Source organism: Phenylobacterium sp. (assembly GCF_044371015.1).
GTDB lineage: Bacteria > Pseudomonadota > Alphaproteobacteria > Caulobacterales > Caulobacteraceae > Phenylobacterium.
Genome location: NZ_JBILUK010000091.1, coordinates 1 through 11869, shown reverse-complemented (window position 1 = coordinate 11869; position 11869 = coordinate 1). Strand labels below are relative to the sequence as shown.

Below are 11869 nucleotides of genomic sequence, written 5' to 3'. Positions count from 1 at the left end.
AGGCCATGACGGTCAAAATGTGGGATTGATTGAATGACCTATCAGCCGCCTGTCCGCGACTACGCCTTTCTGCTGCGCGACGTGCTGGCGCTGGAGCGCTATGCGAACCTGCCGGCCTTCGCCGACGCGTCGATGGACACGGTCGAGGCCATTCTTGAGGAGGCGGGCAAATTCACCGGCGAGGTGCTGGCGCCGCTGAACGGCGTCGGCGACAAGCAGGGCTGCACCTGGCATCCGGACCACAGCGTCACCACGCCCGCGGGCTTCAAGGACGCCTACGCCAAGCTGGTCGAGGGCGGTTGGCCTGCGCTGGGCTCGGACCCGGCCTATGGCGGCCAGGGACTTCCCCACGTTGTGAACGTGGCGTTCTCGGAGATGAGTTCGGCGGCCAACATGGCCTTCGCCATGTATCCGGGCCTCACCCACGGCTGCTACTCGGCCATCCACGTCGGCGGCAGCGACGAACAGAAGGCGCTGTATCTGCCCAAGCTCTGCTCGTTCCAGTGGGCGGGCACGATGAACCTGACCGAGCCGCATTGCGGCACCGACCTCGGCCTGCTGCGCACCAAGGCGGTTCCCCAGGCGGACGGAACCTATCGCATCACCGGTCAGAAGATCTGGATCTCGGGCGGCGAGCAGGACCTGACCGAAAACATCGTCCACCTGGTGCTGGCCCGCATCGAAGGCGCGCCGGCCGGCGTGCGCGGCATCAGCCTGTTCATCGTGCCGAAGTTCATTCCCGACGCCGACGGCAATCCCGGGGTACGGAACTCGGTGAAGTGCCTGGGCCTGGAAGAGAAGATGGGCATCCACGGCAACGCCACCTGCGTGATCTCGCATGAAGAGGCGACAGGCTGGCTGATCGGCGAGGAGAACCAGGGCCTCAAGATCATGTTCGTGATGATGAACGAGGCGCGGCTGGGCGTGGGACTGCAGGGGATCGCCCAGGCCGAGGCCGCCTATCAGGCCGCTGCCGCCTTCGCCAAGGACCGGCTCCAGGGCCGCTCGCTGACCGGCCCCAAGAACCCGGACGGTCTGGCTGACCCGGTGATCGTGCATCCCGATGTGCGCCGCATGCTGATGGACGCCCGCGCCATCGTCGAAGGCGGCCGCGCCTTCATGGCCTGGACCGCGCTGCACGGCGACCTCAGCCACGCCCACCCGGATGAGACGGTGCGGCAGAAGGGCCGCGACTACATGGCGCTGATGACGCCGGTGGTGAAGGCGTTCCTGACCGACCGGGGCTTCCAGGTCTGCTCCGATGCGATGCAGGTGCACGGCGGCTCGGGCTTCACCGAGCACTTCCCGGCCAGCCAGTACCTGCGGGATGTGCGCATCGCGCTGATCTACGAGGGCACCAACGGCGTGCAGGCGCTGGACCTTGTGGGCCGCAAGCTGGCGGCCGAGGGCGGACGCGGCGTGATGAGCTTCTTCGCCGAACTCGATGCCTTCTGCGACGCGGAAGCGGGCGCGGCCATGGCGCCGTTCACCGGCCCGCTCGCCGCCGCCAAAGGCGAACTGCAGGAGGCCACCATGTGGCTGATGCAGAACGGCCTGGCCAATCCGGACAACGCCGGGGCGGCCTCGACCGACTATCTGCATCTCTTCGGGCTGGTGGCGCTGGCCTACATGTGGGCGTTGCAGGCCAAGGCGGCCCAGGCGCGCATCGACGGGGGCGACAGCGACCCCTTCTACGCCACCAAGCTGACGCTCGCCCGCTACTACATGGCCCGCATCCTGCCGGAGACCGCCACCCGCCTGACCCGGCTCAAGACCGGCTCGGAGCTGGTGATGGCGCTGCCGGCCGAGGCCTTCTGATGAGCCGCCATCGCGCGGCGGTGGAGTGGACCCTGAAGCCCGGAGAGGACTTCGCCGCCGGGCGTTACAGCCGCGGCCATGTGGTGCGTTTCGAGGCGCATGAGGTTCCCGCCACCGCTTCGCGCCACGTGGTCGGCAAGTGGGCGGCGGCGGGCGGCGTGGATCCCGAGGAGATGTTCGTGGCCGCCCTCGCCAACTGCCACATGCTGACCTTTCTGCACCGGGCGCGGCTGGCCGGGTTCGTGGCCGTCGCCTATCGCGACGCCGCCGAGGGCGTGATGGAGAAAGTCGAGGGCGGGCGCATGGCGGTGACCCGCGTGACGCTGAAACCCGAGATCGAATGGGACGGAGCTGCGCCCGACGCGGCGACCCTGGATCGCCTGCACCACGAGGCGCATGAGGAATGCTTCATCGCGAATTCGGTGAAGACAGAGGTGGTGATGGCTTAGCTTCACCTCCCCCGCGAAGCGGCGGGAGGGGGACCACGCCCCGTAGAGGGCGTGGTGGAGGGGGCGAGCGGCAAGCGCGGTGTTTGATCCTCGCCCCCTCCACCTCCCTCGGGCGCCTAAGCGACGGGGGAGGTGAGGATGTGAGCCAGTCGCGACTCCATGCCCTCCGCATCTCTCAAGTCGCACTCCCAGACCACCTCGACCCGCCAGCCCAGCGTCGCGAGCGCGTCGCCGTTTCGCGCGTCACGGGTCACGTTGCGGGCGACCTTTTCCACCCAGTAGTCGCGGTTCTGCTTGGGGACCCGCGCGCCACGCGGGCAGTCGTGGCCGTGCCAGAAGCAGCCGTGGACGAAGATCGCCAGCTTTCGACCCGGCATGACGATGTCCGGCCGCCCCGGCAGGTCGGCGCGATGGAGGCGATAGCGCGCGCCGAGCCGGGTAAGGGCCTTGCGCACAATCATCTCCGGCGTGGTGTCGCGACTCCTGACCCGGCGCATCACGGCCGAGCGCTTGGCGGGGTCGAAGACGTCGGTTGAGTTCAAAGCCCGTCGAACAGCGCCGTGGAGATGTAGCGCTCGGCGAAACTGGGGATGATGGCGACCACCAGCTTGCCGGCCATCTCGTCGCGGCTGGCCAGATCGAAGGCGGCGGTGAGCGCCGCGCCGGAGGAGATGCCGACAGGGATGCCCTCCTCCTTCGCCACGCGGCGGGCCATGGCGAAGCTGTCGTCGTTGGAGACCTGAATGATCTCGTCGATCACGCCGCGGTCGAGAATCGAGGGGACGAAGCCCGCACCGATGCCCTGGATCTTGTGCGGCGCGGGCGCCCCGCCCGACAGCACCGGCGAGGCCGAGGGTTCGACCGCCACCATGCGCACCGAAGGCTTCTTGGCCTTCAGGACCTGACCGACGCCGGTGATGGTTCCGCCGGTGCCGACGCCCGAGATCACCGCGTCGACGCGGCCGGCGGTGTCGTTCCAGATTTCCTCGGCGGTGGAGACGCGGTGGATCAGCGGGTTAGCGGCGTTGTCGAACTGCTGGGGCATCACCGAGCCCGGCGTGGCTTCGACGATCTCGCGGGCGCGGGCGACGGCGCCGGCCATGCCCTTTTCGGCCGGGGTCAATTCGAGCGTGGCGCCCAGCAGCACGAGCATCTTTCGCCGCTCGATCGACATGCTCTCGGGCATGACCAGCGTGATCTTGTAGCCTTTGGCGGCGGCCACGAAGGCGAGCGCGATGCCGGTGTTGCCGGAAGTGGGCTCGACGATCCGGCCGCCGGGCTGGAGCCGGCCCGTCGACTCAAGCTCCTCGATCATGGAGACGCCGATCCGGTCCTTCACCGAGGCCAGCGGATTGAAGAATTCGAGCTTGGCGACCACCTCGCCCTTGGGCTTCAGCGCCGCCGTCAGATGCGGCAGGCGCACCAGCGGCGTATCACCGATCAGGTCGAGCACGGAGTCGTAAATCCGGCCGCGCCCGGCGCGACGATAGCGGGCGGCGTCGTAGGTCTTGGCGTCCATCTGGACCTCCCGATTGTTTCGCGAAACCCTAGTCCCGGCGGCGAGGACGGGGAAGCCGTCAGGCGGTCACCGCCTCGGGCTCGGCCACGAAGCCCTTCCAGGTGGCCATGTATTCTACGAAGGCCGGCCCCAGCCCCTCGGCGCGCAGATGCTCGCGGGTGACCGGATTGGGGATGGGCGTGAAGTCGGGGTTGCGCGAGAGCTTCGGGAAGTCGTGGTGCAGGATGGCGGCGCGGCCGATCAGCACGAAATCGGCGCCCTTGGACAGCATCTCAGCGGCGATGGCGGGGCTGGTCACCTTGCCGGCGACGCCGACGCGGGTCTGGCCTCTCGGCAGGTCCATGAACCAGTCGATCAGCGGCCGGGACTGGAATTCCTCTTCGATGGGGGTCTTGAACACATCCCACAGCGAGAGGTCGAGGAAGTCGAGCTTGCCGCCCGCCAGCAGGGCGCGGGACAGGTCGAGGATCTCGGCCAGCTTCAGGCCGAACCGCTCCGGCGAGAGCCGCAGGCCAAGCTGGAAGTCGGCGCCGCAGCGCGCGCGCACGCCGTCGATGATCTCATGCACGATCCGGGCGCGGTTCTCGGGACTGCCGCCATAGCGGTCTTCACGCCGGTTGGTCTCCGCCGATAGGTACTGGGCGATGATGTAGCCGTGGGCGCCATGGATCTCCACGCCCTCGAACCCCGCCTGCTCGGCGCGGACAGCGGCGGCGATGAAATCTTCCACCAGCTGTTCGGTCTCGCCGAGCGAGAGGCCGCGAGACCCGGTCTCGGCATCTTCGGAGGCGCCGACCGGTTGGCCGACGATCTCCTTAGGGGAGCGGATGCCGGCATGGTGCATCTGCAGCGAGGAGACGCTGCCGGCCGCCTTGATGGCGCTCGCCAGCCGCGTCAGGCCGGGAAGGTGCTGATCGCCGAACACGCCGAGCTGGCCGGGGAAGCCCTGGCCCACCGCCTGGACGTGGGCGGCGCAGGTCATGGTCAGGCCGAAGCCGCCCTGCGCCCGCATCGTCAGCCAGCGGAACTCGTCGTCGGATAGCGTTCCGTCAGTATGGCTTTGAAGATTGGTGAGAGGCGCCAGCATGAACCGGTTGGACATCGCGGGGCCGCGGGGAAAGCTGAGCGGCGAAAAGAGGTCGGCCAAGGGGGCGCTCCTGTTCAGGACTTGGGCGCCTATAGGCCCCTGACGTCGGGGCGGGCAATCCAGCCTTTCTGGCGCCGCTTGCAGCGCCTAACTCTGACGCCTCATTCCGGAGGATCGACGATGCGCGGATGGACGATGGCGGCGGCGGCCGCGCTGTTGATGGGCGCCGGCGCGGCGAGCGCGCACCACGGGTGGGCGGCCTATGACGATGCTGAGGGTCAGGTGACCGGCGTGATCGAGACCGCCTCGCTCGGTCAGCCGCATGGCCTGATCAAGGTGCGCGCTCGCGACGGCCTGTGGGATGTGATGCTGGCGCCGCCGGCGGCGATCGAGCGGTCGGGCCTGAAGCTCGACGCCGTGCCCAGGGGCGCGCAGGTGGTGGCTCGGGGTCACAAGCGCATCGATGGAACCCGCGAGATGAAAACCGAGCGGCTGACGGTCGGCGGCAAGACCTACGACCTCTATCCCGCCCGGTCCTGAGACAGCGGCAGGAGGATCGGGCCGCCGATGGCTCCGAGCCGGCCGGGTCCCTCGTCCCGCATCGCTGTGATCTGACGTGCGCCGCCCGATGCCCCCGGGCGCGCGCCCTGCGGTGACGTGATGCGCGCGCGGAGTTCGTCCGGCAGGCTCGCCAGGGCGGTCGCGGTTTCCGGCGCGGTCGGCCGCAACGCCAGGGGCGCCGGCAGCCACGCCAGGGGCCGGGCGAACAGACCGACGAGCCAGACCCGCTCGTTGCGCCGGACCACGGCGAAGCCCGCGTGACTGTGGTCGGGGCGCAGCAGGTTGCGCCAGTGTCCGGGGCTGCGCCGCCAGATCGCGATCAGGTCAGCGGGCCCGGCGCTTCCGCCCCGATGGAAGGCGATGTTCTCGGACGGCGACCCAATGAGCGTTCGGCCGACAAGCCAGAGGCGGTGGCTGGGATCGAAGCCCTCGGGCGAGAGGTGTTCCACATAGCCCCGCGCCGCCAGGTCGGCGGCGTGAGCGGCGGCGGCGCGCTCAAGCTCCGGGTCCGGCGCAAGCGGTGCGACCCTGGCCTGGTCTCGGGCGGCGTTGGCGAGGCCCAGCACCCGGTTCGCGGCCGCGGGATCGAAGCGACCGCCGCCGGCGTCGACCGACCTCGCGTCAAGCCGCGCCGCGTACCGCGCCCAGGCGGCGACATCCGAGGCCGAGGGCGCGGAGTCCCGGGGCGCCTGCGCCGAGGCCGGGATGGCGAGGGTCGCGAGCCCGGCGGACAGAACCGATCGCCGGCGCAGACTCACGGCGCGGGCATCGCCGCGATCCAGGCCCGAACGAGCGCCAGCCCCTCCTCATGCCGCACCGACCGGCCCAGTTCGGGCATCATCACGCCGGGCTCGGTCGAGGCCATGCGGTAGGCCAAGATCGAGGCGTCCGGATCGCCGGGCTTGATGCCGACCGCAAGGCCCCCTGCGCCGCGCCCCGCCGCCACCGGACCCTTGCCGACGCCGAGTGCGGGCGGCCTCGTCTCCTCCAGCGCCAGGAACAGGCCCGAGTTCGAGGCGACGCCGCGCGGGTCGTGGCAGTGGGCGCAGTTGGCGTCGAGATAGGCCCGCGCGCGGCCCTCCAGCGGCGCCTTGGGATCATCCCACTGCGGCGTCCGGGGCGCCCGAGAGGGCGATGGCGCGCCGACGAGCAGGCCCCTCCTCGACCAGTGCGCGAGCTGGTTCTCCGGGCCGCCGGCATAGGCGAAGTCGCCGTTGAGATTGCGCGCCTTCGGCCCCAAAGGCGTCAGGGTTTCGTCGCGCTGATGGCACTCCTTGCACTGGTTCTGGTTGGGGACGGCGTAGTCGATGGTGAGCGGCTTGCCGTCATGGCCTGTGACCGCCACCTCCATCCGCGCGCCCGCCCGCCTCAGCACCGCCTCGGTCTGATCGGCGTTCCAGACATAGGTCTGCGCGAACCAGCCCTGGGGCTTGCGGATCAGGAGCCGGGTCTCGACGTAGCGTTCATCCACGCCGGGGCGGCGGAGATCGGCCGGATAGGCGAAGGTCTTCACCAGCACCGCGCCCACGGGAAACGCGAAGGCCTCTTGCGCGTCATACCTCGCGGCCGTTCCCGGCGGCAGGAACACCAGCCGGTGCTTCTCGGCATAGTCGCTGAACAGGGGCGCGTTCAGCCCATAGAGCGTCAACCCCGCATTGGGACGCCGCGCGCCGGCGTCGGTGAACAGGCGGTAGTCCGCGAGCCGGGGGGCCGGCGTCTCGGCGAGAATCAGATCCAGCGCCGGCGGCGGGGGCTTTGGGGCCGCGCCCAGGCAGAGAAGCGCGCCGAGGAAAGCAAACCGGCGCATGACTGCATCAAGCTCCCAGGTCGGCCTGGGCCTTGGGGAGGACCACGGGGGCGGGCTCGGCGATCTGGGCGTCGCCGAAGGTCTTGAGGACCTCCGGACGGGCCTTATCCACCTGTCCCGGACCCGGCAGGCGAAGGTTCAGCACCGGTCCGTCGGTGAGGCGAACGCGCACCTGCTCGTTGTTCTGAGCATGCTCGGTCACCCCGTCCCACATGATGGGCGGGATCGTTCCACCCAGCATCTGGGCGATCGCCGGGCCGCCGCTGAACGCCGGGCTCCAGCCGTTACGGCCGATCCTGTTGTCGCGCACCACCACGTCGCGGGGCAGCGGATTGTAGGTTTTGTCGTAGAAGGCCTGGGTGAAGCTGACGAGCATGACCGCCGTCGACTGGTTGCCGTCGATGTCGTTGTCGAAGATGTGCACGTTGCGGTTGGCCATCACCATGATGCCGGTGCCGACCGGCACCCCGGCCACGATGTTGCCCTTGGGGGCGAAGTTGGGCGTGTCGTTCTGTACGACGCGATTGCGGAACAGGCGCGTGGAGTGACCGCCCATCTGCGGCAGGTTCGGCAGGTCGAACACCAGGATGCCGCCGGTGTTGCGGGTCGAGACGTTGTCGAAAACATCGGCGTTCATCGAGTTCTCGATCTCGATCCCGGCGACGTTGAACTCGGCCCGGCTGCGCTTGACGATGATGTTCTTCGACTGGCCGACATAGATGCCGGCGTCGGAGGCGCCGCGCACCAGCACCCGGTCGATCAGCACGTTGGTCGAGGAGACCGGATAGACGCCATAGGCGCCGTTGGACTCCTTGGGACCACCCATCCATTCGACGCGCAGATTGATGAAGCTGATCTGGTCGGAGCCCTTGGACTTCACCCCGTCGCCCCGGGAATCCTCGACCGCGAGGTCGCGCACGGTGACCCGATCCGACGTGATCAGCAGGCCCTCGCCGGCGCCCTTCTGACCCTTGAACGACAGGACGGTGGCGTCGGGCCCGGCGCCCTTCACTGTCACGCCGTCGACATCCAGCGAGAGGCCATCGGCCAGTTCGTAGCGCCCGGCGGCGATCATCACCGTGTCTCCCGGCTTGGCGTCGAGCAAGGCGGTCTGGATCCGCTCCTGGGCGTCGGGCCCCGGCGTCACGGTGAGGGTGGCGGCGTGGGCGGCGGTTGTCAGGACCGTGGCGGCCGCGAGGGCGCCAAGGAACGAAGTCGAAGCGAAGCGGATCATGGAACTCCTCCCGGCGTCTCCCTGCGCCGTGTTCCCATGACGTTGGCGTTGTTCACAGCCCGCGCGCAAGTCCTTAAGCTGGGGAGATGGACGTCGAAATTCGCCGGATGGCGCCCGCCGACGCCGCCCTGCTGGCGGCCTATGACGACGACATCTTCGATGAGGCGGTCGAGCCGGACAGGTTGACCGCCTACCTGGCCGCGCCGGGCCATCTGATGGTCTGCGCCATCGCCGCCGACGGGGTGGTGATCGGTCAGGCGCGCGGGGTTCTGAACCTGCAGCCCGACACGCCGTCGAGCCTCTACATCGACAACCTGGGCGTCGCGCCGTCACGTCGACGGGAAGGCATCGCCGGGCGGTTGCTGGATGAGCTGGTGGCATGGGGCCGGGAGAACGGGTGCGAAACCGCCTGGGTCGCTACGGAAATGGACAACGACGGCGCGCGGGCTCTCTATGCGGGCCGGGGCGCTGAAAGCGACACCTTCGCTTACTACACCTACGACCTCTGAGGCGCCCGCCGCGCCGCGCCGGGTCGCCGCCCGGTCCAGCGCAGGTAGGCGCGGGAGAAGGCGCTGGGGTCGGAAAAGCCGGTCAGGTAAGCGGCTTCAGCCAGTGAAACCTTCTGGCCGTCGAGATAGTGGCGCGCCATCCGCGCGCGCAGGTCATCGAGCAGGTCTTCGTAGCTCAGGCCTTCCGTGCGGAGGCGACGGTACAGCGTGGCGCGGCTCAGACCCATCTCGCGGGCGATTCGGTCCATGCCGGTCTCTCCGGTGTGCAGGATAGGGATCAGCAGGCGCTCGATCCTGGCTCGAAGGCTGGCGGCGGCTTCCAGGCTCCTGAGCAGATCTTCGGCATGCCGGCTGAACACACCGAAGACGTAACGGTTCGGCCGCCCGATCCGCCAGTTCGGCTAGTCGTCATCGACCAGGAGCGCGTTCCGGTCACTGTCGAACGTCACCGGCGCGCCCAGCGCCTCCGGATAAGCCGCCGCGTGCGCCGGTGGCGGATGGGTGACATGCACGGCCTTCACATAGGGCCGCCCGGGGTGGAAGTGGGCGAATTCGCGGATAAAGCGGGCCCAGGTGGATTCGGTGAGTTCAGGAAAGGCGTTGGGATCGGCGCGGCGATCCTCAAGCCAGGTTCCGCCATCCTGCCGGACCAGCACGAAACGATCCTCCGCCCCCAGCCCCTCGGCCTCGACCACCAACCGGCCGAAGCGGTTGAGCTGGGTCAGGGCGCCGGCGACGGTCTCAGCCGCATAGGCCGCCAATCCGACAATGGAGATCTTCTGGAGCGGCGAGGCGGCGCCGAACCGGAGCGCCAGAGCCGGCTCGCCCGAGAGCGCCTTGCCGGCGCGCATCAGGGCCTTGAACCGGGTGAAGGGGACCCGGGCGTCGGGGTCGTCCAACGCCGAGAGCGTCAGGCCAGCCTGTCCGCCCAGCGCAACAGGATCCGCGCCGAGCTTGACCGCAAGTTCGAAGAGCGCCCGGGCGTATCCTGCCGACACCGTGGGGCCCTGGCGATTGCGCGCATCGGTCATGGAATTGATGTCGGCGGTCATGGTGGGCGGAGATCCAGACAATAGGCTGGCGGAAAGGCAAGGAAAGGGCCGCCGATTGTTTGACAGGTTTTCGAGCGCAGACGCCGGGCTTGCATCAAGGCCTGGCCGCCTGCTTGCCGGAGCGGCGACCGCTTGGGTGATCGCCGCCCTGGCCGGCCAAGTGCTGTTCGCGACCTACGTGGCGACCACCTACGGATCCGCCGCAATCCGCGGCGAGCCAGAGGCCTGGAGCCAGACGACGCTGAAGGCCTATGTCGCCGGCGATGCGCTCGGCAATCTGGTGTTCGCGGGCCACATGGTCTTCGCCGTGACCATCAGCCTGATGGGCGCCCTTCAGCTCGTTCCGGGCCTGAGGCGCCGGGCGCCGGCCGTGCATCGGTGGAACGGCCGCATGTTTCTGCTGTCCGGCCTGATCCTGGCCATCGGCGGACTTCACCTGGTCTGGGTGCGGGGCGCGACGATGGGTTTGTCCGCGGCTTTGGGCGTCAGCTTGAACGCGGTGATGATGCTGGCCTTCGGGGCCCTGGCGCTGCGTGCGGCGCTGTCGGGGAACTATGCCGCCCATGGTCGATGGGCGCTGCGCCTCTTCGTCGTCGCGGGCGGCGTGTGGTTCCAGCGGCTCGGCTATATGGCCTGGGTGATCCTTAACCAGGGGCCCGTGGGGATGACGCAAAACCTCGACGGGCCATTCGACATGTTCCTGAGCTTCGGCGCCTATCTCGTGCCGCTGGCCTTACTCGAGCTCTACATGCGGGCGCGGGATCGCGCCGGAACGCGCGGCAAGCTCATCGTGGCCGGGGTGGTGGTCGCCTGCACCCTGCTCACCCTCCTGGGCATCGGCGGGGCGGCGGCCTTCATGTGGGGACCGCGAATGGCTCAGGCTTTAGCGGCGTAGGCGTCGATGTCCGCGAGATGGCGGGCCACGGCCTCAGGCGGCAGGAACGAACCCTGGAAACTGTTCCTTGCGAGGGTGATCAGCTGCTCGCGTGACAGGTCCAGCGCCTGCGCCGTCTGCGTCCAGTTGGCGCCGAGATAGCCGCCGAAATAGGCCGGATCGTCGGAGTTGATGGTGGCTTTCAGGCCCAGGTCGAGCATGCGCTTGATCGGGTGGCGGGCAAGGTCGTCGACCCCACAGAGCTTGAGATTGGAGAGCGGGCAGACGGTCAGCGTCACGCCGTCGGCGGCCAGGCGGCGGATCAGGGTCTCGTCCTCCAGCGCCCGATTGCCGTGGTCGATTCGGTCGACGTGCAGGACATCCAGCGCCTCCCATACATAGGCCGGCGGCCCCTCCTCACCGGCATGGGCGACGCGCTTGAGGCCACGCTCCCCGGCGGCCTTGAACACCTGAGCAAACTTCGAAGGCGGATGGCCAACCTCGGAGGAGTCCAGACCGACGCCCAGGATGCGGTCCAGCCAGGGATCGGCGGCGCGCAGTGTGGCGAAGGCGGCGTCTTCGTCGAGGTGACGCAGGAAACAGAGGATGAGGGACGAGGTGATCCCATGCCGCCGCTCTGCCTTCGCCATGCCAGCCAGCAAGCCCTCGATCGCGACCGAGAAGGGCAAACCTCGGTTCGTGTGGGTCTGGGGATCGAAGAAGAGCTCGACATGCCGGCAGCCATCGGCGGCGACCCGGTCGAAGTAGGCAAGCGCCAGGTCTTCGAAATCCCGCTCGGTCAGGAGCACCCCCGCGCCCTGATAATAGATATTCAGGAAGTCCTGCAGGTTGGCGAACGCATAGGCCGCACGCACCGCTTCGACGCTCGCAAACGGCAGACTCACCCGGTTACGCCGCGCCAGCTCGAACATCAGCTCGGGTTCGAGACTGCCCTCGAT

At 68.8% G+C, this 11869-nt stretch carries 14 protein-coding genes; 5 read left to right on the top strand and 9 right to left on the bottom strand.

Annotated elements, in window-relative coordinates; translation table 11 throughout:
• The first annotated feature begins 33 nt into the window (after positions 1-33).
• Positions 34-1818 (top strand): acyl-CoA dehydrogenase C-terminal domain-containing protein, encoded by a 1785-nt coding sequence (locus ACIQ3R_RS09505; protein ID WP_397417743.1) that lies wholly within the window; start codon positions 34-36, stop codon positions 1816-1818.
• Positions 1818-2267, top strand: coding sequence for an OsmC family protein (locus ACIQ3R_RS09500; RefSeq protein WP_397417741.1), 450 nt, complete (start codon positions 1818-1820; stop codon positions 2265-2267). Before ACIQ3R_RS09505 ends, ACIQ3R_RS09500 begins: the two co-directional genes overlap by 1 nt.
• Before the next feature lie 116 nt (positions 2268-2383).
• Here ACIQ3R_RS09500 and ACIQ3R_RS09495 read toward each other — a convergent pair whose 3' ends face one another.
• The 3 genes from ACIQ3R_RS09495 to ACIQ3R_RS09485 are packed head-to-tail and all read right to left on the bottom strand — an operon-like array spanning position 2384 to position 4933.
• Positions 2384-2809: a very short patch repair endonuclease gene (locus ACIQ3R_RS09495; protein WP_397417739.1), complete on the bottom strand. Its 426-nt coding sequence runs from the start codon at positions 2807-2809 to the stop codon at positions 2384-2386.
• Positions 2806-3786: a cysteine synthase A gene (gene cysK / locus ACIQ3R_RS09490; protein WP_397417737.1), complete on the bottom strand. Its 981-nt coding sequence runs from the start codon at positions 3784-3786 to the stop codon at positions 2806-2808. Before cysK ends, ACIQ3R_RS09495 begins: the two co-directional genes overlap by 4 nt.
• 58 nt (positions 3787-3844) lie before the next feature.
• Positions 3845-4933: an NADH:flavin oxidoreductase gene (locus tag ACIQ3R_RS09485; RefSeq protein ID WP_397417735.1), complete on the bottom strand. Its 1089-nt coding sequence runs from the start codon at positions 4931-4933 to the stop codon at positions 3845-3847.
• Positions 4934-5053: 120 nt separating this feature from the next.
• Here ACIQ3R_RS09485 and ACIQ3R_RS09480 point away from each other — a divergent pair, with 120 nt between their 5' ends.
• Positions 5054-5413 carry a DUF6152 family protein gene (locus ACIQ3R_RS09480; protein WP_397417732.1) on the top strand — a complete coding sequence of 120 codons (360 nt, stop codon included), beginning with the start codon at positions 5054-5056 and terminating at the stop codon, positions 5411-5413.
• Here ACIQ3R_RS09480 and ACIQ3R_RS09475 read toward each other — a convergent pair.
• From ACIQ3R_RS09475 to ACIQ3R_RS09465, 3 genes are read right to left on the bottom strand one after another with little or no spacing between them, the layout of a single operon-like run.
• The gene (locus ACIQ3R_RS09475; protein ID WP_397417730.1) at positions 5395-6192 is read right to left on the bottom strand and encodes a CAP domain-containing protein; all 798 of its coding nucleotides are present in this window, start codon (positions 6190-6192) and stop codon (positions 5395-5397) included. The two genes, ACIQ3R_RS09480 and ACIQ3R_RS09475, sit on opposite strands and share 19 nt — an antisense overlap.
• The gene (locus tag ACIQ3R_RS09470) at positions 6189-7241 is read right to left on the bottom strand and encodes an SO2930 family diheme c-type cytochrome (protein ID WP_397417727.1); all 1053 of its coding nucleotides are present in this window, start codon (positions 7239-7241) and stop codon (positions 6189-6191) included. Before ACIQ3R_RS09470 ends, ACIQ3R_RS09475 begins: the two co-directional genes overlap by 4 nt.
• A gap of 7 nt (positions 7242-7248) precedes the next feature.
• A complete protein-coding gene (locus ACIQ3R_RS09465) occupies positions 7249-8475 on the bottom strand; it encodes a parallel beta-helix domain-containing protein (RefSeq protein WP_397417725.1) in 1227 nt (408 codons plus the stop codon).
• Positions 8476-8561: 86 nt separating this feature from the next.
• Here ACIQ3R_RS09465 and ACIQ3R_RS09460 point away from each other — a divergent pair, with 86 nt between their 5' ends.
• Complete coding sequence (locus ACIQ3R_RS09460; protein ID WP_397417723.1) at positions 8562-8984, top strand: GNAT family N-acetyltransferase; 423 nt, start codon at positions 8562-8564, stop codon at positions 8982-8984.
• Here the strand turns inward: ACIQ3R_RS09460 and ACIQ3R_RS09455 are convergent.
• Entirely contained in the window at positions 8972-9343 is a 372-nt protein-coding gene (locus tag ACIQ3R_RS09455; RefSeq protein WP_397417721.1) for a helix-turn-helix transcriptional regulator, read from the bottom strand. The two genes, ACIQ3R_RS09460 and ACIQ3R_RS09455, sit on opposite strands and share 13 nt — an antisense overlap.
• A 42-nt stretch (positions 9344-9385) precedes the next feature.
• Positions 9386-10036, bottom strand: a complete 651-nt coding sequence (locus ACIQ3R_RS09450) for an AraC family transcriptional regulator ligand-binding domain-containing protein (protein ID WP_397417719.1) — start codon at positions 10034-10036, stop codon at positions 9386-9388.
• A gap of 136 nt (positions 10037-10172) precedes the next feature.
• Here ACIQ3R_RS09450 and ACIQ3R_RS09445 point away from each other — a divergent pair, with 136 nt between their 5' ends.
• Positions 10173-10931: a DUF2306 domain-containing protein gene (locus tag ACIQ3R_RS09445; RefSeq protein WP_397417717.1), complete on the top strand. Its 759-nt coding sequence runs from the start codon at positions 10173-10175 to the stop codon at positions 10929-10931.
• Here ACIQ3R_RS09445 and ACIQ3R_RS09440 read toward each other — a convergent pair.
• Positions 10913-11869 (bottom strand): adenosine deaminase (locus ACIQ3R_RS09440; protein ID WP_397417714.1); only part of this gene is annotated, 957 nt, incomplete at its 5' end. The two genes, ACIQ3R_RS09445 and ACIQ3R_RS09440, sit on opposite strands and share 19 nt — an antisense overlap.